Annotated in this window: 21 protein-coding genes; 6 read left to right on the forward strand and 15 right to left on the reverse strand. The window is 39.5% G+C overall.

Features of this window, described 5'->3' with window-relative positions:
* Positions 1 to 66: 66 nt before the first annotated feature.
* From C8P64_RS03145 to C8P64_RS03190, 10 genes are all read right to left on the reverse strand, one after another.
* A complete protein-coding gene (locus tag C8P64_RS03145) occupies positions 67 to 462 on the reverse strand; it encodes a VOC family protein (protein WP_108170591.1) in 396 nt (131 codons plus the stop codon).
* Between the two features lie 169 nt (positions 463 to 631).
* On the reverse strand, positions 632 to 1,144 hold the full coding sequence (locus C8P64_RS03150) for a hypothetical protein (RefSeq protein ID WP_108170592.1): 513 nt from the start codon (positions 1,142 to 1,144) through the stop codon (positions 632 to 634).
* Positions 1,145 to 1,369: 225 nt separating this feature from the next.
* A complete protein-coding gene (locus tag C8P64_RS03155) occupies positions 1,370 to 1,984 on the reverse strand; it encodes a hypothetical protein (protein WP_146167173.1) in 615 nt (204 codons plus the stop codon).
* Positions 1,985 to 2,178: 194 nt separating this feature from the next.
* Positions 2,179 to 3,378, reverse strand: coding sequence for a WD40/YVTN/BNR-like repeat-containing protein (locus tag C8P64_RS03160; RefSeq protein WP_108170594.1), 1,200 nt, complete (start codon positions 3,376 to 3,378; stop codon positions 2,179 to 2,181).
* A 242-nt stretch (positions 3,379 to 3,620) separates the two neighbouring features.
* The gene (locus tag C8P64_RS03165) at positions 3,621 to 4,175 is read right to left on the reverse strand and encodes an ester cyclase (RefSeq protein WP_170106622.1); all 555 of its coding nucleotides are present in this window, start codon (positions 4,173 to 4,175) and stop codon (positions 3,621 to 3,623) included.
* Between the two features lie 151 nt (positions 4,176 to 4,326).
* The gene (locus C8P64_RS03170) at positions 4,327 to 5,625 is read right to left on the reverse strand and encodes an APC family permease (RefSeq protein WP_108170596.1); all 1,299 of its coding nucleotides are present in this window, start codon (positions 5,623 to 5,625) and stop codon (positions 4,327 to 4,329) included.
* A 347-nt stretch (positions 5,626 to 5,972) separates the two neighbouring features.
* Complete coding sequence (locus C8P64_RS03175) at positions 5,973 to 6,866, reverse strand: carbohydrate kinase family protein (protein ID WP_108170597.1); 894 nt, start codon at positions 6,864 to 6,866, stop codon at positions 5,973 to 5,975.
* 65 nt (positions 6,867 to 6,931) lie between these two features.
* A complete protein-coding gene (locus C8P64_RS03180; RefSeq protein ID WP_108170598.1) occupies positions 6,932 to 7,345 on the reverse strand; it encodes a GNAT family N-acetyltransferase in 414 nt (137 codons plus the stop codon).
* Positions 7,346 to 7,458: 113 nt separating this feature from the next.
* Positions 7,459 to 9,096 carry a glycoside hydrolase family 32 protein gene (locus C8P64_RS03185; protein WP_108171260.1) on the reverse strand — a complete coding sequence of 546 codons (1,638 nt, stop codon included), beginning with the start codon at positions 9,094 to 9,096 and terminating at the stop codon, positions 7,459 to 7,461.
* An 18-nt stretch (positions 9,097 to 9,114) separates the two neighbouring features.
* The gene (locus tag C8P64_RS03190; protein ID WP_108170599.1) at positions 9,115 to 10,434 is read right to left on the reverse strand and encodes a sugar porter family MFS transporter; all 1,320 of its coding nucleotides are present in this window, start codon (positions 10,432 to 10,434) and stop codon (positions 9,115 to 9,117) included.
* A gap of 350 nt (positions 10,435 to 10,784) precedes the next feature.
* On the opposite strand from C8P64_RS03190, the gene C8P64_RS03195 reads away from it, so the two are divergent.
* Positions 10,785 to 11,270, forward strand: coding sequence for a hypothetical protein (locus tag C8P64_RS03195; RefSeq protein WP_108170600.1), 486 nt, complete (start codon positions 10,785 to 10,787; stop codon positions 11,268 to 11,270).
* A 93-nt stretch (positions 11,271 to 11,363) separates the two neighbouring features.
* Positions 11,364 to 12,080 (forward strand): TerC family protein, encoded by a 717-nt coding sequence (locus C8P64_RS03200; RefSeq protein WP_108170601.1) that lies wholly within the window; start codon positions 11,364 to 11,366, stop codon positions 12,078 to 12,080.
* Between the two features lie 15 nt (positions 12,081 to 12,095).
* Here C8P64_RS03200 and C8P64_RS03205 read toward each other — a convergent pair whose 3' ends face one another.
* From C8P64_RS03205 to gntA, 3 genes are read right to left on the reverse strand one after another with little or no spacing between them, the layout of a single operon-like run.
* Positions 12,096 to 12,674 carry a DUF1989 domain-containing protein gene (locus C8P64_RS03205; RefSeq protein ID WP_108170602.1) on the reverse strand — a complete coding sequence of 193 codons (579 nt, stop codon included), beginning with the start codon at positions 12,672 to 12,674 and terminating at the stop codon, positions 12,096 to 12,098.
* Positions 12,675 to 12,689: 15 nt separating this feature from the next.
* Positions 12,690 to 13,307, reverse strand: coding sequence for an FMN-binding negative transcriptional regulator (locus tag C8P64_RS03210; protein ID WP_108170603.1), 618 nt, complete (start codon positions 13,305 to 13,307; stop codon positions 12,690 to 12,692).
* Positions 13,308 to 13,312: 5 nt separating this feature from the next.
* A complete protein-coding gene (gene gntA, locus C8P64_RS03215; protein WP_108170604.1) occupies positions 13,313 to 14,008 on the reverse strand; it encodes a guanitoxin biosynthesis heme-dependent pre-guanitoxin N-hydroxylase GntA in 696 nt (231 codons plus the stop codon).
* A gap of 59 nt (positions 14,009 to 14,067) precedes the next feature.
* Here gntA and C8P64_RS03220 point away from each other — a divergent pair, with 59 nt between their 5' ends.
* Positions 14,068 to 14,499: a hypothetical protein gene (locus C8P64_RS03220; RefSeq protein WP_108170605.1), complete on the forward strand. Its 432-nt coding sequence runs from the start codon at positions 14,068 to 14,070 to the stop codon at positions 14,497 to 14,499.
* A 17-nt stretch (positions 14,500 to 14,516) separates the two neighbouring features.
* On the opposite strand, the gene C8P64_RS03225 is transcribed toward C8P64_RS03220, so the two are convergent.
* Entirely contained in the window at positions 14,517 to 15,038 is a 522-nt protein-coding gene (locus C8P64_RS03225) for a DUF421 domain-containing protein (protein WP_108170606.1), read from the reverse strand.
* Positions 15,039 to 15,245: 207 nt separating this feature from the next.
* Here C8P64_RS03225 and C8P64_RS03230 point away from each other — a divergent pair, with 207 nt between their 5' ends.
* Positions 15,246 to 15,959, forward strand: coding sequence for a glycerophosphodiester phosphodiesterase (locus C8P64_RS03230; RefSeq protein ID WP_108170607.1), 714 nt, complete (start codon positions 15,246 to 15,248; stop codon positions 15,957 to 15,959).
* Between the two features lie 51 nt (positions 15,960 to 16,010).
* On the forward strand, positions 16,011 to 17,228 hold the full coding sequence (locus C8P64_RS03235; protein WP_423738314.1) for a BaiN/RdsA family NAD(P)/FAD-dependent oxidoreductase: 1,218 nt from the start codon (positions 16,011 to 16,013) through the stop codon (positions 17,226 to 17,228).
* On the opposite strand, the gene C8P64_RS03240 is transcribed toward C8P64_RS03235, so the two are convergent.
* The gene (locus C8P64_RS03240; protein ID WP_108170608.1) at positions 17,218 to 17,697 is read right to left on the reverse strand and encodes a TspO/MBR family protein; all 480 of its coding nucleotides are present in this window, start codon (positions 17,695 to 17,697) and stop codon (positions 17,218 to 17,220) included. The genes C8P64_RS03235 and C8P64_RS03240 overlap by 11 nt on opposite strands.
* A gap of 97 nt (positions 17,698 to 17,794) precedes the next feature.
* On the opposite strand from C8P64_RS03240, the gene C8P64_RS03245 reads away from it, so the two are divergent.
* Positions 17,795 to 18,883, forward strand: a complete 1,089-nt coding sequence (locus C8P64_RS03245) for a diphosphomevalonate decarboxylase (protein ID WP_108170609.1) — start codon at positions 17,795 to 17,797, stop codon at positions 18,881 to 18,883.
* Positions 18,884 to 18,924: the final 41 nt, after the last annotated feature.

Consider the following 18,924-nt stretch of genomic DNA (forward strand, 5'->3'; position numbering starts at 1 on the left):
TAAAATTTTCTTTTTTCTATGGTTTCCAATTCTTTGCGATAAAGAATTGCTGGTAGTAGCATTTTCTTATAAATACTGTACTAGCTGAATATAATTTCCACAAGTGTCATTGAGAATGGCATATTTTACAGTTCCTGCTTCAGTTGGCTTAACACTAAATTCGACACCAAGATCTTTCAGCCGTTCATATTCAGAATCCACATTGTCCACGTCAAATTGGGTCCAGGGAATCCCTGCTTCTTTTAAGGCGTTTTGATATACTTTTGAAGGCTCAAAATGATTAGGCGCTGGTTCCAATAATAGTTCTGGTCCATCTGGCCAATCTTTTGAAACCAGGGTTAACCATCTATTGCCACCACCTAAAGGTTCGTCCTTCTTTTTTAGAAAGCCCAATTTCTCAGTATAAAATTTCAGGGCTTCTTCCTGGTCTCGAACCGGAATGCTAATTAGTGTTACTTTCATTTTCTGTGGTTTTTAGATTGCTACCAAGAGTCTCGGAAGATCAAGTGAAACGGCCCAGATGCTTCAAGAGTCGGCTTAATATTGGTTTGTGGGTAAAGTTAATTATTTTCTATCTAAGGCTATCGGCTAATGGTGGTGAAACGTTGTTCGACAACGTACTCTACATTTATTAATCTAACTTACTTGCTTTACCTTGTCTTATAAATCTATCTGTGGGAACTAATCGAATATTAATATCATTATTTTTCCCTGATAAACTTAGTCTACCTAAAACGTCATCTTTATCAATATTATAAGTTTGACAAATTAAGTTCATATATCTATCACTTTCTTCATATCTGAGTGAGTCAATTTTGCGAAATGAAATCTTTGAAAAGGATCTATCAATTGAAAATTTAAATATATTTTTTTCTTTTTTGAATCCTGGCCATAATACGGTAGAGTCGTTTGCTCTAAATCGTATGGCAGGATATACTGAATGTTGTAAGAATGAACTTTTTTTGAAATCATCATTTAATTTATTGTTTCCCTCCTCTACCTCTATAAGAGTCCATTTTTCATTAAAATCATAAGTATAATCCTGGCGAAAGCATCCATATAGTAAGAGTGAGAATAGCATCAGTGATATCAATTGATTAAGACTAAATCCTGCTTTATTTGTCTGTTTATCTTTTAAACCCATCCCTTGTCTGTTTTATATAGATTCTACCTTCTTTATAAAAAGAATAAAGTAAAACTTTCTTATTAGATATTAGAGCCAACGGTCTCGTTTATCGTCAGTTGGCGGAGTAAGGTATGCGGTCCCGATGCTTCGGGAGTCGGTTTAGTAATGGTTTGTAGGTCAAGTTAATTATTTTCTTTCTAAGGCTGCCGCTTATTGGTGGTGAACCGCTGTTATGTGTAGGTGCTAATGCGTTTGAATTAATCTTTGTAATTGAGAATCATATAAGTTCACATTTATAATATTTGATTCGACTATTTCTCCATTTATCTCTATTGTAACTTTATATGGAATTTTATTTTCTCCTAGGTTTAACTCACTATTTTCTAAATCAAATATTAATTTGTTATGTGGGGCTAGAGGTTGAGTATAATAGCTATTTCCACACGAAGATTTGCTATTTTTTCTACCTGGAATCCAATTGCCGGTAATAAAAAAATATTCTTGCAAATTGTCAATTGTGGAATCTATTCTATCAATTGGAATTTCCTTATTTCTATTATTTTCTAAAATCATTCTGGCATATCGATTTCCGTTCTTTTTTTCAATCTGATAATCATTTTCAAAATATAATTTGATTTGATGATTGGAATTCTTAGTAAGAGAGTCTATATTTCTAAACCATGCACTAAAGTTATTATTAAGGGATCCCGCATCTTTCATTTTTGCGATATACCATTCCTTAGTTGTTATCTCTTTGTTATTTAATTTAGTCCACAACTCACTCTCAATTTCTTCATAGTCTACTTGACCATATGAATAAATCGAAATAAACAAAATCAAAAAATTTAAAGTTCTCATATCATCATTTTAGCACTTACACATAACGTCCTCGTTTATAAATAGTTGGCGGAGTAAGGAACGCTGTCCTGATGCTTCGGGAGTCGGCTTAGTAATGGTTTGTTGGTCAAGTTAATTATTTTCTTTCTTAGGCTGACGTCTATTGGCGATGAATCGTTTTATATAAAGTTGCATTTGATGATTTTGGTATTCAATTATGGTAAAATATGATGCCATAGTTTCCCTCTCATCCCACTTATCATTCCAGAATTTCCGTAAAAATCAATTGCTGTTCCAAATTCGAAGTCATTAAATTTGAATTGGTGGTTCCAGTTTTTTCCACCATCATTGGTTTCATAAACAATATGATAATCATTACCTTCATTTGGTGCAAAGCCGATTCCCGTATTTTCATCAATAAAATGAAATTCCTGAATTCTTGTATTACTGGTCACTTCCCAGTTATTTCCATAATCGTTACTTTTCAAAAGGCGTAGTGAATCATCCCAATATGTACTAAGGTATATTCGATTGGAATTAACAATTTGAATATCCCAAACTGATTTTTCAAAATCAATAATTTCAAAATTTGGAGAACCCGGTTTTTTAACGATTAATGCATATTCAGAATTTGCTATTAAAAAATCATCTTTAATAGCAATGTTCCGAAACTCGATGGCATCACCGTATTCCTCATGAGGGTAATCATATATTTGTTGAAAATCAATCCCGTTTTCGGTTTTATATATATCACCTTTTGAATTTAAAATGTATCCATCATTTAAATTATTGAATTTTATATCCATTATTGGTCTAGCCTGGTAATTTACAATGGATTGAAAAATTTCTGTAAACGTATTCCCGCCATTGACTGTTTTAAAAAGCTTGCCTTCCATGGTACCGAACCATCCAACATCCTTATTCACAAAATAAATTGATGTAATATTTAAATTTGTTGAAAACTGTAAGGTCCAGTTTTTTCCTCCATTTATAGATTTGTAAATATTGTTGTTAGTAATACAAAAAGCTTGTGTTTCATCAATTAGCTGAATTTTATAAATATCATAAGTGAAATGATTTTCTTGAGGGTAAGTGCCCAACAGTTTTAATGGAATACTTTCAACCGCGGTGAAGCCATCATATGCTTTTAAAGAAAAGGAGGTTTTATAAACAGTTGGGATTGAGACTTTAATTTCCCTTTCGTTTGCTTCTATAATTTTACCGAACTTATTTTCTACTTTGAAAGCTGTTATTCTATCCAAATTATTGCCTGAGAAAGTAACAATTTCACCAATTCGAACAAAATCAGGCGGTGTGGATGTTATTTTAATTACATCAGATTCTACAATTGTTTCATCATCTTTAGAACAAGCTAGTGACAAAAATAGGAATATAATAAAAGGAATTTTTTTCATTAATTATGAGGTTTTGATTTTTATAATGTTTGATAGAAAAGAATTGCTTACAATTATTTATAGTTAGTTACCCCATCTCTTTCCCGCTTGTTTTAATTTAAAATCACAAGGATAAGGCAAAAAAAAAGCCCAATTTACTCTTTTAAAGCAAAACTAACGTCCCTGTATAAAATATTTATTAGAAAATTTTAACAATAAAAAAGCCCGGAGGTCCGGGCTTAATTTATTTTAATTGGTTGATCCTATTTTTTAGGTGGGGAAGTCTCGTAGCCCAGCTGAGTGATCCAGTCCAGTCGGTCAAAATACACCTCTTCGCTTACGGCCTTACCTTCATCGTTAAAGGTCCAGATGGCATAACCCTCTACATCAGCTTTCTTTCCGGTAGGCGGATTGCCCATAAAATTTCCCTCGTTGGTTCCCGAAAAGACAAAAGCACCATAGGTCTTATTCCCAAAAGCCCTGGTATTACCTTTATCGATAATTTCAAATCCTGGAAAAGCAGTATTCAATGAATCCATCATCGCCAGGTACTGGTCCCTGCCCGTAAATTCCTTTTTTCCGTTGGCATAACGCTCAAAATCTTCTACCAGGTGCGAGGACATAAGTTTCTTATCCTTATCGTTCCAGGCTTTAAAAAGATCCTTGTTCGTATTGAGCATGGATTGGCGCATGTTTTCAGCCTTTTCAGCGGCTTTGGCCTGCTCGTTCATTTTTGTGTCTTCAGCATCTTTCTTTCCGTCATTACAGGAAGAAAAAATGAAAAGCGACAGTACTAGAATTAATTTCAATATTCTCATAATCAGATATTTAGTATTTATAAATTTACTAAATAATCTTATTAGGTCCACCATAAAACACATCTGAGGTAGATCACAAGGTTTTAATTAGATATAAAAGCTTAACTCTTACCGCTAAAAACATCTTAAAGAGGTTTCAATTAAAGAGCGCTTATTCTTTGCCCAACTTCTTCTTTTTAAAAAGGTACAGGATGCTTAGAACGGCAATAAAACTTATGATAACTATAAACTCCTTTTGGGCTAGGTTCAGCAACAAATAAACAATGGTCAAACTGGACAAGATAGGTACCAGATTGCCGCCTGGGATCCTGAATTCGGACTTTAAAAGCGGCCTTCCCCTTTTTAATTTTATTACAGATAAAGAAACCCCTAAATAGATAAGCAACACCGTGGCCGTGGCAATAACAGCCAGTGTTCTGAAACCTCCCAGGGAAGCAAATAAGAAACCTGTCCCGGCATAAGTGATTATAGAAATGTAAGGTGTTTGATATCTGGGATGGATCTTAGTCAGCAGTTTTACTGGCAAAACATTGTCCTTTGAAGCCCGGAATAATATCCGGGGCATGCTCAATATGGAACTGCTTAAATAACCCATCATGGAAACCGCGGCACCAATGGTCATAATGGTAAAACCAACGGGACCAAAGACTTTGCTGGCAACCGCACCTAAAGGGTTTTCCGTAAAACCTGCCAGGGATGTTCCAAGCACTCCCTGCGAGACGGTCTGTATAAGAATATAAAGCGTGATGACGGCGAGGATGCTTATAAAAATTGCCCTGGGGATATTCTTTTTGGGATCCTTTACCTCCCCGCTGATAGATAAACTGGTTTCCGCTCCCTGAAAAGCGAAGAACAGGATGAGGGAAATTTCAGCTATTTCGGTAATTGCGGGAGTATTCCTAATAGCCAGGTTGTCCAGAGCCACATCGCCCCAGGAAAAGATCACTATCAAAAGTAAAGGCATCAGTTTTACAACTGTAACGAACTTCACCATCCGCATCCCGTTCTTCACCCCTATGACATTGATATAACCAAAGCCGGCAAAGAATAGAAGAATTATACAAATTCGCACGTAAGGTAATTTAAATACGGGAAATACAGAGCCAAAAACTTCCACCACGGCATTGGCAACAGCTGCATCTGCGGCAATAGCGGCAAAAATAAAAAGTATGGCCGTTAGAAAACCAAAATAAGGCCCGAAGGCGGTTTTAATGTATATATAAGCTCCACCGGAAGCTGTTATCCTGCTTCCTGCTTCAGCAAAACAGAGCATCACCAGAACAACAAGTACACCGCAAAGCAAATAGGCGTAGATACTGGATGAGCCCAACCCGGCCGCGACTATAGCGGGCAAGGCGAATATTCCCGCGCCTACAATGACGTTTACGATATTGCTACTCAGCCCAAATACCCCGACTACCCTTTTTAAATCTTCCTTTGTATCCTCCAATTTGTAATTGTTATTAAAGAGAACAGTAGCCCGTCTATAAAGCCGATCCCGGTGGTCTCTGTTTGGTTAACTCACTGATCTTATTTCATGTGCTTATCTTATCTATTTCGGCACTGGCATAAAGAAGGTATTTACCAAACTTACTTTCAGCAAGGGTCTTACACCTGATCTTTCTAAAGAACTTTATCATTGATTATGTATTGGCTTAAATAAAGATGATTACTTTATAGACTTCACTTTACATCCGTAATTAACTAAGGCACAAAGTAATGCGAATACAATATACTCTAATAAATATAACTGAGGATCAGGTTTTTAATTCAAAAAAAGAGCTGATAACTGAAAGCCTAATAAGGATCTATAAAACTTTTGATGGTCTCTGCAGAGATCTCTGGATTCGCGCCTTCCTGTCCCGCCACCAGTGCACCTACAGCACAGGCATGATCCAGGGCGGTTTGAGGTTCAACCTCCTGCAGTAGTTTGGCCAGCAAAGTTCCCAGGAAGGAATCACCGGCGCCTACGGTATCTTTTACTTTTATTTTATAACCGGAGTTGTAATACATTTTCTTATGGTGCATCAGGACTGCACCATGGCTTCCTTTGGTCACACAAATAGTCTTCGCCTTGGTTTTCACCGCCATAAAAAGCAGGTTCTGTTCCAGCGAATTATACTTAGATCCCATCATATCTGCGATCTCGAACAACTCATCATCATTAAATTTGATGAATTCGGCATGTTGCATTAACTCCAATAAAAGGTCTGCAGTATAATGCGGAGGCCTTAGATTAAAGTCCAGTACGCGGTATTTAGCTTTTGGAATAAGTGTAAATAATGCTTTCCTGCTTACCTCATCACGGCATACAAGACTTCCGAAGATAAAAGCATCAGACTGCTGAACAGACTTTATCATTCCCTCGCTAACTTCGATCTTATCCCAGGCAACGGGATGGGTAATTTCATAAGTAGCAGAGCCACCTTCAGAAAGGTTCACTTTTACCATTCCCGTGGGGTGCTGCTCATCTTTTTCGATATTATCGGTCTTGATCTTATGGTTCTGTAGATATTCGAGAAGTAGATTTCCCCGTTCATCATTTCCCACCTTGCTTATCATTTCGGTCTCCACGCCCATACTGGCTAGCCTGCTGGCCACATTCAGCGGTGCACCACCAATACGCTCCATATCGGGAAAAACATCATACAGGATCTCTCCAAAACAAACCGCTTTAAGATTTTTCGCCATATTCTTCGAATTACAAATTTAAACACAAAGCCTTGCAGAAGTGCCCAAAAGAACTTTCTGAAAGCCTATTCTTTTTCTATCATCTTGAACATTCCCGGTCTTGTTTTCGGCCTTTCGGTATATCCATATCGGGTATAGAAATCTTTAACTCCTTCGGAAGCCATAAGCCCGACAAATGAATTATTGGAAGTATTTTCTTTTAACCAGCTTTCCAGCTCTTCCATGATCATATCTCCTAGACCAGTCTTCTGAAATTCAGGCAATACGATAACATCCTGTATATAAAAATAGATAGCACCGTCGCCCACTATCCTGCCGGCACAGGCTATCTTCCCGGCAACGGTAAAGCATACCGAAAACAGCGAGCCTTCCATTCCTTTCTTCACCGCATCATCGGTAAGTTTCTCCCAGTTGGTGGAAGCTCTCAGCAACTGGTATTCCGCCACGCTAGGATTGCGATGTTCTATTTTTATATTCATTCTTTTAAGGTCTAATCTGCTTCAAGATAGAGATAATCGGGCATTAAGTCCATTATTTTTCTGGGATAAAAACTCAGAAACAATGCTCCTTAATTTAAAACCTCTTGTTTTTTCTAAATATTATCACTGCTGGCTTCTTCTGAATTCTGATCTGTCTTAGGAAATTCCAGTTCATAGGCCTCCAGGCTATCTACGGTAAAATCCTCCAGTCCCGCCGTAAAGCAAAATTCATTCCAGGGCTGGCTAGGGAAGAAAATTTCAGTAATGACCGTTTTCCCATCATCAAAAAACATTTCTATGGACGTTTTATCGATGATTAGGATCGCGTTCATGCTATTTGAATTAGAAATTCTCGGTGCCGTGGAATTTTCTGTACCGAACTTTTCTGAAAAATCATTCTTCCCCGCATGCGAACGGTTCATGATGAATTCCTTTTGTGCATGATCATAAGAAATGATGAACTCCTCCCCCATATCATTAGAAAGCCTGAAATTATAGGTAGTTTCTTTAAGGTCATTTATACTAAACCTGATCTCGGCTCTGGCCAGGTCAATGTCATCTGCATTCAGCACCACTTTATTTCCACTAACCTTGATATCCTTTTTCTGAAGTTTCTTACCACGGTATTTCTTTAATTCCTCCACCGGCTCTGAAGTTAACAGGTAATTACCATCTTCCTTGATGAGTTTGAGTTCCCGCGAGATGGTCATTGCACTTCTCCAGGTCGTAGTGGGAACTTCCTGGGCATATAACCAATTAGACATCCAACCCAGGAACAGCTTTCGACCATCTTCATCTGGAATATTAGACCAGGTTACCCCGGCATAATTATCTCTTCCAAAATCTATCCAGAACGGATGTTTCTCTTCCAAGGCCTCCATTCCTTTTGCAGGCACGAATTTCTTTCCATCGAAGTCTCCTACGAAATACTGGGTTCCCGAACCTCCATTATATCCACCCGGATTCAGGCTCTGGATAAGCACCCATTTTTGTTCATCGCTTCCCTCAACCTGCATCGGGAAAATATCAGGGCATTCCCAGACCCCGTCATGGGCTCCCGTCTTCTCACCAAATTCTGAAAGTTTCTTCCAGTCCTTTAAATTCTGAGAAGTATAAAATAATGCCTTTTCGGTAGTCGCAAGCGCCATAAGCCACTGCTTGTTGATATCGTCCCAGATGACCTTGGGATCCCTGAAATTCTCAATACCAGGATTCGGTATTACCGGGTTACCTTCATATTTGGTCCAGGTCTGGCCTTCGTCAAGGCTATAAGCGATAGCCTGGGACTGGTAATCTTTTTTACCTTCTTCCGCAGCTTTTGGCTCATGATAAGTAAAAATCGCTACTACGGGAGTTTTGCCTTCCTCGCCAAAACCGGAAGTATTTTTTTCATCTACCACCGCGCTTCCAGAAAATATATATCCCTTTTCATCGGGAAACAAGGCGATGGGCTGCTCTTCCCAGGTGATCATATCCTTACTGGTGGCATGCCCCCAGTGCATCGGGCCCCAAACATTATCTTCCGGGTAATACTGAAAATATAAATGGTAAGTGCCATCCAGGTAGAACATCCCGTTAGGATCGTTCATCCAGTTCTTTTTCGGAGTAAAATGGAAATTAGGCCTGAAATCCTCGTTCTTCTGAATTTGAACCTCAGCTACTTCTTTTTCGTCATTTTTGGAATCATTCTTACAGGAAGCGATCGCTGCCACCAAAAACGACAGGCATATAACTTCAAATAATCTTTTCATTCTGTTCATATTTTTATACTACTTATTTATAGATAGGTCAAAACTTAACTGTTCCAGGGACTTGCCTTTGGTCTCTGGCATCATAAATATCACAAATATCAGCTGAAGCACCATCATAAAGGCGAAAAAGGAAAATACATAGCCCGGGCCAATATTGGTGAATAAATACGGAATTGTAGAAGGGATAATCGCGGCCAGCACCCAGTGAGTGGATGATCCAAAAGCCTGTCCTGAAGCCCTTAAGCGATTAGGGAAAATTTCAGAAATAAACACCCAGATGACTGCCCCCTGGCCAATCGCATGCGAGGCTATAAAGAGAAACAGGAAGATGGGCACCCATAAGCCACCCCAATTAAGGAAAAAGGCTGCAGCGACCAGTGATAGGGAAATGATATAACCAATAGAACCAAAAAGCATCAGTTGCTTTCGTCCCAGTTTATCGATAAGAAAGACTCCTAATAAGGTAAATAATAGGTTCACCACTCCTATCCCGATGCTGCTAAGCAGCGCCGTACTTTCCCCCAGCCCGGCAGATTCGAAGATCCTCGGGGCATAATAAAGGAAAGCGTTTATACCTGAAAGCTGATTAAAAAACGCAATAAGAAATGCCAGGATCAAAGGGAAGCGATATTTTTTCATGAAGATATTCTCACCGCTTAATTCATTTTTATCCAAGTCTTTGATCTCCTGAAGTTTCTTTTTGATATCCATTTCAGGATGTATAATAGCGAGTACCTTTTCAGCTTCGGCATACCTCCCTTTCGACACCAGCCATCGCGGACTTCGGGGAATAAGGAAAACAAAGATGAGATAGATAAATGCCGGCAGGGCTTCTATTCCCACCATCCATCGCCATGGCTCTGTACCGGTGTTCCGCAGTAAATAATTTGAAAGAAAGGCGATCAGGATCCCCAATACGATATTGAATTGATAGAGCGAAACCAGCTTACCTCGCTGGTCTGCCGGGGCGATCTCAGAAACAAAAGCGGGTGCCGCAATGGTGGAGGCTCCAACTCCCAGTCCGCCTAAAAATCTGAATACCGCGAAGGTAATGGGATCGTTCGCAAGGGCAGATCCCAAAGCTGATACGAAATATAGAACTCCAATGATCATCAGGGTATTCTTACGCCCTATTTTGTTAGTGGGTATCCCTCCGAAAATAGCCCCAACCACGGTTCCCCAAAGGGCCATAGCCATCACTACCGAGCCGTGAAAGGCATCTGAAGTATTCCATAATTCCTGAAGCTGTTTATCTGCTCCAGAAATAACAACGGTATCAAATCCAAATAAAAAGCCAGCCAGGGCTGCACTAATAGACCAGGTAAGAATTTTGTTCATTTTCAGAGTTTAAAGAGCACACTTTTTACATTAGTAAAAAGCTAAAGGAAACCGGGCAGCTAAACCCGGTTTATGCAATATTTTGAGGTAGAATTTAAAGATTTTTTAAAAATATAACTGTATAAATCCCATAAAATCAAAAATATAGTGACGGTTAAAACATATCTTCAGTAATAGATTTTCACTGAAATAGCTTGCTCATTTTTATAAATATCTCATTTTCAGAACTTATCGAGATCAATTTCAGAATTTAATAGTATCTTCATAAACAACCTAAAATCAACCTCTTAAGTCGATAAACCGGGAACAGGCGGTTGGAATTCCATAGAATTCTTAATAGATCATATTGGATGAAAAGGTTATTTCTTATCGCAACCCTACTGCTTCCCCTTCAGGTCATTGCTCAGCCATGGATAACTCGTGAAGACACTTACTGGTTTGCCAGTACAGGCGTGGATCTGCGTAACGCGACTTTTGGTGGTACCGTTAATGATGCAGCTTACGATGGCACTTTTTCCATAGGTTATAGAAACGTGGGCTTTAGTATTATCGCCTATTACGAAACATTTTCGGCTATAGAATATGAATCTATGGGTATTAACCCCGGATTCGTGGTAAGACCTGGAAAAAAACTGGTACCAGCTGGAGACATCTCTCTTTCCTTCATCAGGCGACCCTGGAAAACCTATCCTTCACTGGCCTTTAATGCCCGTATGGAATATCATTTCGACAGGTTTTTTGTGTATCTGCGCGCGGAGAACCGCTGGCGAACCGATTATGATTTTTACCAGTTTTCGGTTTATGGAGGTTTCAGCATCAAGTTCGGCTTCAACTGATTATTTATATACTTCCCGATCTGTGCTTTGTAATAAATTTAACTTCAACCAAGTAATTTTTCAATATTTTTGGCCCCGTCCAATAAACCTATTATGGAGATCCTTTTACAACCCGACACCTGGGTAGCCTTACTCACCCTGACATTTCTGGAAATAGTTCTGGGAATAGATAACATTATCTTTATTTCCCTGGTGGCTGGAAGGGTACCTGAAGAAAATCAGAAAAAAGCACGTTTGGGTGGACTCACCATCGCCTTGGTAATGAGGATACTTTTACTGTTAAGTATTACTTGGATCATAGGGCTTACCAAACCTGTACTCACGGTAGCAGATTTCGAACTCAGCTGGCGGGATATCATCCTGATTGCGGGAGGGATCTTCCTCCTGGTAAAAAGTACGCTGGAGATACACCATAAGGTAGAAGGACAGGAAAAAGATCCTGAAACCGGTACACCGAGCAAATCCATGAGCTTTTCCGCGGCGATCGTACAGATCGTTCTACTTGATATTGTCTTTTCTTTCGACTCTATTCTAACGGCTGTAGGCCTTACTGATGAGATCCTGCTCATGGTTATCGCGGTGACTATTGCGATCGTCGTAATGATGATTTTTGCCAAACCGGTAGGTGAATTTGTGAATGATCACCCTACCATACAGATCCTGGCACTTTCCTTTTTAATACTTATAGGCGTTATGCTTATTGTGGAAGGAGCGCATTATCATGTTCCAAAGGGTTATATCTATTTTGCGGTCTTCTTCTCATTAGCCATCGAAATGCTGAATATGAGGTATCGTAAAAAGAATGTTTAAATTCACTACTGAAGATCAATCCAGTACTTCAAAATGTATTGGCTTAAAGCTTCCTCCATTACTGTCTTCAGCAGAACACGCGGTAAGACCCACGATCAGGTCCATTTTTGCTTCGAACATTATGTAATCTCCCGCCTTACTTTGCGGTGGCTTTACCGTGATCCTGCCAAAAGAATCGAAACGTACATTCATGAAAATATTGAAGGCCGTAGGGATATCATCGGGTTCTATACCATATTTTGCAAGGTTGGTATGTAGGTTCTCGAAACAGCTGGGGTGATAGCCGGTATTCTTGTACATGATCTTAAAAGTTTCGGGACTACAGGGAGCCAGTAAAAAATCATTACGACCGTTCGTATCTTCCAGGATCTCCAGCATCTTATTACTTCGGTTGCTCCATATATAATTCCCTTTAGTGATAAGGATACTTTCTTCATAATCGAGAGTTTTTCCACTGGAGATCTTTTCCCGAACATCTTCTGCGTTAAAGACCACCATATCGCTCACTTGTTCCCCTAAAGGATCTACCACTTTTAAAAGCTGTCCCTTTTTCATTTTGAATGCTGCCCCGCTTTGCTTTTCAATTACCTGCATTTTCTTTCCTGCTTTCTAATTTATATTATTCTCTTTCTTTATCGCCTTTCCTAGCTTTTGCTTCATAGAGTCTCCGGAACTGTTTAGATTATCTACAACAGCTTCTATATCATGTTTTGGATAAGATTGATGCAGCTTCGCTACTCCTTCTACTTTCACCGGCTCTAACCAGAAACCGGTAATAAGGGGAAGATGATCTTCCAGCATTTTTTTCGGAATCTCCTTATAATAAAGAGGCGAACCCTGCTCTTTTTCAAAATGTTTTACCAGTTCTTCCAGTGAGTTCTCCAGCTCTTCCCTAGTTTGAATTTTCACTTTTGCATTTACATGCACGGCAGTATAATCCCAGGTGCTAATATCTTTTTCCTTATACCATGAGGAAGAAATATAGCTGTGAGGACCGTGAAAGATGATCAATGCCTCTGCTCCATCTTTCACCAAAGCAGCCTGTTCATTGTGATTCGCAAGGTGCGTATATAATTGCCAATTATCCTCGTTTCCTTGTACCAGCACCGGTAAATGGGTTGCCATTAGCCGGTTCCCGTTCATAATCACCGTGGCAAAAGGATTCTCTTTAATAAAGGAAAAGACGAAATTTTTATCGTCTTTCTTATATTTTTCTGGTCTGTACATTCATTCTAATTATTATGAAAAGGACATTTCCATTCCTTCTCCACTTTTCTACCGCTGTACTGTCTCGCCTCACTGTCAGCTCCAAAATCCCGCAACATTGGATTGATAGAACCCTGCAATTCTTTGTCCCGTTCTCTAATTCTGTCACGAACCGTTTCATAACTACCCATTTCACGTAGCTTTTCAAATTGCCAGTGCAGGTTAAATGCGATCGCTGGGTACGGACTTTGCCTTGCCTTTCTTGAAGCCCCGGGATGCATTCCTACGATATAAAAAGCTTTTCCGTTCAGGCTAAAACTGAAATGTTCACTTTCAACATCTTCACTAACGGCCGGGTCCCATTCTTTTGAATCTACTTCATGTAAATTCGCCAGCTGCTTCCAAAGCATTTTCTCAAAGGCAATTTCGGAATAATTCGGGGATTCAGGAAATACCGCTAAGAATGTTTTAAAATCGTTCGAGGAGAAGTCATAATCCTGAATATAGCTTTCAAGATCTGCAATTATTTTACGTGCCGCAGCCTTGCTTCCAAAATCTGAATAGGAATGCAATTCAACCTGATCCATAGTGAAAACGGTTTTAGCCATGATACAGGGATGATCATTTCCTAATATGAATTTTTCGAACTTTTGTCTCAGGTCTAATTTTTCAGGAGACCTTGATTTATAGCTCTCTTTTTGAATTTTATATTTTATTTCCATAATATTCTTATTTTCAGTACTTTACTTGCATAAAAACTGACTCGTTCAACTTTGATCCAATGGAACTTCTAAAAGTCATTCTGGCCGGAATACTTGGCACCATTCTAATGACTGGTTTCAGTTATATGCTTGCGCGTTTAAAAAACCAGGAGTTTCGAGAACCGCGACTTTTAAATATGATCTTAAGAAGATCTACTTACGATAAAGTGAATCCTTCAAATAACTCGATCCTGGGCTGGGTGGTCCATTTCTCTATAGGGATTATTTTAATGACCCTTTTTTATATTATACATCTCATTTTCTCCTTTAATATCACAATCACTTCGATCTTTTTCTATGGTATTTTCGCCGGTATACTTTCTATTTTAAGCTGGCACCTCATGTTCATTATTTCTCCTAATTCTGAAAATGTATTACTCAGAGAATTCTATATTCAGATCCTGGTAGCCCATGTTCTGTTCGCCATGGGTGCTGCAATTTTTATCTTTTGAAAATTTTTCTTGGACTTTTACCGCTTTACATCTTTGATAAGCCACTCTTCCAGTTCCTCATTTTCATCTCCCGTATGCAATACCGAAATATCCCCGGTGGCTTCAAAAACCACGGCTCTCACTTCAGATAATCTTATCACATTGGCCTCTCTTAGTTTAGACCTGAGATCTTCTTCGGTCACCCGGGCTTTGTTGAGATTCTCATGCAGAATTTCCTTTCCATCCATCAATAATAAAGGCTCATTATCAACCACTTTCTTAATGACGTTGAACCTGCGGAGTATGGCCACAGATAACTGCAACACATAAATAATTCCCAGCCCAACAACGCCATCCCATAGACTAACGCTCTTGGATAATACAGTCGTGGCAATCATCGAACCAAGCGCTACGGTCATGGCAAAATCGAAACTGGACATTTTTGAGAAGCTTCGTTTACCTGCAAGTCTTGTAAAAATGATCGTCGCGAGATAAATTCCGATGGCTGTAAGCACTATCGCCAAGAGGTCTATTTCCTTAAATTGAAACCATTTTTCCATATCTATGAATATTTGAAATGAAAAGATCTGGCCTCAAATCTCTGTTCTCTAGTTTGTTTCATAGTTTCCGGTTTGATCGAACATCTAAATTACGGCCCGGCGCATCTAAATAAATGTTAAGCTTTCATAATCCTTTGTCAATATTGGATTTAACTGATTGATCCAGTCAAAAAAATCATCAAAAGAATTAATTGAATAAATTTGAGCATGAACAATTTTCTAAAGATCGGTCATCGTGGTGCCAAGGGACACCTGGCCGAGAACACACTCGAAAGTATAGACAAAGCACTGTCTATTGGAGTAGACATGATCGAGATCGATGTACATAAATGCGCTAGCGGGGAGTTGTGGGTCATCCATGATTTTACACTGGACCGCACTACAGATGGTAGTGGTGAGATCGCAAAAAAGCCTGCAGATGTTATAAGAAAACTAAGGATCGAAGGAAGGTACAAAGTACCATTGCTCACCGAGGTTCTGGATCTAATCGAAGGCAAGTGCCAGATCAATATTGAACTGAAGGGATTGAATACCGCGGGCCCTGTAAGCAAATTGGTAAAGCAAAAGGTCGCTGAAGGAAAATGGCAATATTCAGATTTTCTTATTTCCAGTTTTCAGAAGAATGAACTTTTTGAGACCAGGAAATTAGACGAAAAAGTGCCTATAGCTGTCCTGAGTAAAGCCAGCGTTCCCGAAGCCATAGAAATTGGGAAGATGCTGAAAGCTTCAGCAATACATCCCTCCCTGGGCATCATTACCCGGGATAATACGAAACTGAGTCAGGAGGCAGGTTTCAAGGTAAATGTCTGGACCGTAAATGAAAGAGAGGATATTCTAAGAATGATAGATTTTGGAGTTGACGGAATCATCTCAGATTACCCAAACCGGCTACATAATCCCCTGCTTGAACTTAAGCCATAAACAAATTTTCTTCAGCCCATAATATCTGCCTATTTTTGCTTCAGATTAAAAATGCAGGATTTGGATCAATATGATATTATAATTGTAGGTGGCGGGGCGGCAGGTTTTTTTACAGCCATAAATGCTGCTGAAAATAACCCGGACCTTAAGATCCTTATCCTGGAACGCGGCAAGGAAGTTCTTACCAAAGTTCGCGTTTCTGGCGGCGGAAGATGCAATGTTACCCACGCCGAATTTATTCCTGCAGAACTGGTGAAAAAATATCCCCGTGGGGAAAAAGAACTACGTGGCCCTTTCCATAAATTCATGACCGGTGATACCATTGGTTGGTTCGAAGAAAGGGGAATTGATTTGAAAACCGAAGAAGACGGCAGGATGTTCCCGGTTACCGATAGTTCCCAGACGATTATAGATTGTTTTACTAAAGAATGTAAAAGACTTGGTATCGAAGTTCAGAAAGGTCAGAGCCTGAAAAACTTCAGTAAAAGTGACGATACCTGGCAGGTAGATACGAATACCACGAGTTTTAAAACCACACATCTAATGCTCGCCACCGGTAGTAATTCCAAGGTATGGAAGCTACTCGAAAAAACGGGGCATTCTATAGTGAATGCAGTTCCTTCGCTTTTCACTTTCAATATTAAGGATGAGCGGATAAAAGATCTTGCGGGTATAGCTTCAGACGCCGAGGTAAAGATCCTTAATGAGAACCTTGAAAGTTCAGGTCCGCTTTTGATCACCCATTGGGGAATGAGCGGCCCGGCGATCCTGAAATTATCGGCCTGGGGAGCAAGGGAATTGCACGAGCTCAATTATAAGTTCCAGATAAGCGTGAACTGGTTGCCGGGATATTCTGAAAACGATATGCTGGAGCAACTTAAAGAACTGAAATTTTCAGTTTCAAAACAGCAAGTGGACAAAAGGCCTCAATTTGAACTTCCCAGGAGATTATGGCAAAGCATAGTTACCGCTGCCGGAATAAAATCTGAAACCAAATGGGCAGATCTTAATAAGGATCAATTGAAGGAACTGGCGGAACAATTAACTACTGCAGTATTCCATGTTGATGGTAAAAGCACTTTTAAAGAAGAATTTGTTACTGCCGGAGGGATAGATCTCAAAGAGGTTGATTTTAAAACCTTTGAAAGCAAAATTCATAAGAACCTCTATTTCGCGGGAGAGATCTTGAACATCGACGCAATCACCGGTGGTTTTAATTTTCAGAACGCCTGGACAGGGGGCTATCTTGCGGCCAGGGCTATGAGTTAAGCCTCCAGATCTCAAAATTAAATACGATCGCGAATAGCACCCAGACCGCGTAAGGCATCAAAAGATAGGCTGCTAAAGGGTTCACTATTTTAAACCATCTTATCGTAAAAAGGATCACCACAAAAAGAACAATAAGATCCAGTAAGGCAATAAAAGGCTGTTTTAAGGCAAAGAATAGCAGGAACCAGAAACCGTTCAAAAAAAGCTGGAATCCAAAGTGATATAGCGCTGTTTTAACCCATTTATGATAAAATCCTTTACTCCACACAATACCCGCAGCAACCCCCATTAGAACATACATAAGGATCCAGATTCCGCTAAAAAGATCTTCCTGAATATGAAACCACGGCTTCTCCAGACCGGGATACCAGTCGGCAATGCCGGTTTGCGTAGCAACAGTTCCCATAAAACCGAACACAAGGCAGACGAATACTGCAAAAGAACTCCTTATGAATAATTTACTGGTCATAATTGGCCGGTTTGATTCACTAAAATAGGAATTTATTTGAATTGTTTAGGCAGGAATCCAAACCATAAAAGTTTAACTTTGGCAAAAATTTTCAAGGATGACCCAAAAGGACTTTATCCCTAAACTGGAACCTAAAAATATATCGCCAGGAGAAGTAAGCTGGCAATCCCCGAGTAATATAGCTTTAGTAAAATACTGGGGTAAAAAGGAAAACCAAATTCCGGCCAATCCCTCTATAAGTTTTACCCTGGATCATTGCCGAAGCACGACAACTCTAAAATATTCTGAAAAAGATAAGAATCTGAAAACAGAAGATTTTGAGTTCGATTTTTATTTTGAAGGCAAGCCAAAAGAAGATTTTAAACCCAAGATCCAGAAATTCTTCCAGCGGATAGAACATTACTGTCCTTATCTTAAGGATTACCGTTTTGAGATCTATAGCGAGAATTCCTTTCCTCATAGTAGCGGTATAGCATCTTCTGCCAGTGGTATGAGCGCGATCGCCCTGTGCATAATGGACCTGGAAAAGAAATTATATCCCGACCTAGGCGAAGAATATTTTTCGAAAAAAACATCTTTTTTAGCCAGACTTGGATCTGGGAGTGCTTCAAGAAGTATCGACGGCGGACTCGTGGTATGGGGAGAACACGAAGAAATTGAAGGTTCTTCAGATGAATTTGCCGTGCCATATCCGCACAAGGTACACGAGACCTTTAGGAGCTATAAAGACACGATATTACTGGTAGACAAAGGAGAAAAACAGGTAAGTAGTACCGTGGGGCATGATCTTATGCATGGACATCCATTTGCTGAAAACAGGTTCAAACAGGCACATGATAATTTAAAAGCACTTATCCCGGTCCTGGAATCTGGTGATACCACAGAATTTATCAAGATAGTAGAAAGCGAGGCTCTTACCCTGCATGCAATGATGATGAGCAGCCAGCCTTATTTTATTTTGATGAAACCCAACACCCTGCAGATCCTTAATAAAATATGGGCATACAGGGAGGAGACCGGTATCCCGGTTTGCTTCACTTTAGACGCGGGAGCCAATGTTCACGTTCTATATCCTGAAAATCACGAAACTAAAATTTTAGAATTCATTAATAATGAGTTAGTTGTGTATTGTCAGAATGGGCATTATATTTGCGACCGTGTTGGTACTGGAGCAAAAAAATTGTAAATTTATTCAGTTTTCAGCCCAATACCTACTGAAAGAATCTT

This window comes from Christiangramia gaetbulicola (assembly GCF_003054225.1).
GTDB classification, from domain to species: Bacteria; Bacteroidota; Bacteroidia; order Flavobacteriales; family Flavobacteriaceae; genus Christiangramia; species Christiangramia gaetbulicola.

Coding starts and splice junctions, on each gene's coding strand:
- C8P64_RS03145 (WP_108170591.1), bottom strand. CDS start 462: ATGAAAGTAACACTAATTAGCATTCCGGTTCGAGACCAGGAAGAAGCC.
- C8P64_RS03150 (WP_108170592.1), bottom strand. CDS start 1,144: ATGGGTTTAAAAGATAAACAGACAAATAAAGCAGGATTTAGTCTTAAT.
- C8P64_RS03155 (WP_146167173.1), bottom strand. CDS start 1,984: ATGAGAACTTTAAATTTTTTGATTTTGTTTATTTCGATTTATTCATAT.
- C8P64_RS03160 (WP_108170594.1), bottom strand. CDS start 3,378: ATGAAAAAAATTCCTTTTATTATATTCCTATTTTTGTCACTAGCTTGT.
- C8P64_RS03165 (WP_170106622.1), bottom strand. CDS start 4,175: ATGAGAATATTGAAATTAATTCTAGTACTGTCGCTTTTCATTTTTTCT.
- C8P64_RS03175 (WP_108170597.1), bottom strand. CDS start 6,866: ATGGCGAAAAATCTTAAAGCGGTTTGTTTTGGAGAGATCCTGTATGAT.
- C8P64_RS03180 (WP_108170598.1), bottom strand. CDS start 7,345: ATGAATATAAAAATAGAACATCGCAATCCTAGCGTGGCGGAATACCAG.
- C8P64_RS03185 (WP_108171260.1), bottom strand. CDS start 9,096: ATGAAAAGATTATTTGAAGTTATATGCCTGTCGTTTTTGGTGGCAGCG.
- C8P64_RS03190 (WP_108170599.1), bottom strand. CDS start 10,434: ATGAACAAAATTCTTACCTGGTCTATTAGTGCAGCCCTGGCTGGCTTT.
- C8P64_RS03195 (WP_108170600.1), top strand. CDS start 10,785: ATGAAAAGGTTATTTCTTATCGCAACCCTACTGCTTCCCCTTCAGGTC.
- C8P64_RS03200 (WP_108170601.1), top strand. CDS start 11,364: ATGGAGATCCTTTTACAACCCGACACCTGGGTAGCCTTACTCACCCTG.
- C8P64_RS03205 (WP_108170602.1), bottom strand. CDS start 12,674: ATGCAGGTAATTGAAAAGCAAAGCGGGGCAGCATTCAAAATGAAAAAG.
- C8P64_RS03210 (WP_108170603.1), bottom strand. CDS start 13,307: ATGTACAGACCAGAAAAATATAAGAAAGACGATAAAAATTTCGTCTTT.
- gntA (WP_108170604.1), bottom strand. CDS start 14,008: ATGGAAATAAAATATAAAATTCAAAAAGAGAGCTATAAATCAAGGTCT.
- C8P64_RS03220 (WP_108170605.1), top strand. CDS start 14,068: ATGGAACTTCTAAAAGTCATTCTGGCCGGAATACTTGGCACCATTCTA.
- C8P64_RS03225 (WP_108170606.1), bottom strand. CDS start 15,038: ATGGAAAAATGGTTTCAATTTAAGGAAATAGACCTCTTGGCGATAGTG.
- C8P64_RS03230 (WP_108170607.1), top strand. CDS start 15,246: ATGAACAATTTTCTAAAGATCGGTCATCGTGGTGCCAAGGGACACCTG.
- C8P64_RS03235 (WP_423738314.1), top strand. CDS start 16,011: ATGCAGGATTTGGATCAATATGATATTATAATTGTAGGTGGCGGGGCG.
- C8P64_RS03240 (WP_108170608.1), bottom strand. CDS start 17,697: ATGACCAGTAAATTATTCATAAGGAGTTCTTTTGCAGTATTCGTCTGC.
- C8P64_RS03245 (WP_108170609.1), top strand. CDS start 17,795: ATGACCCAAAAGGACTTTATCCCTAAACTGGAACCTAAAAATATATCG.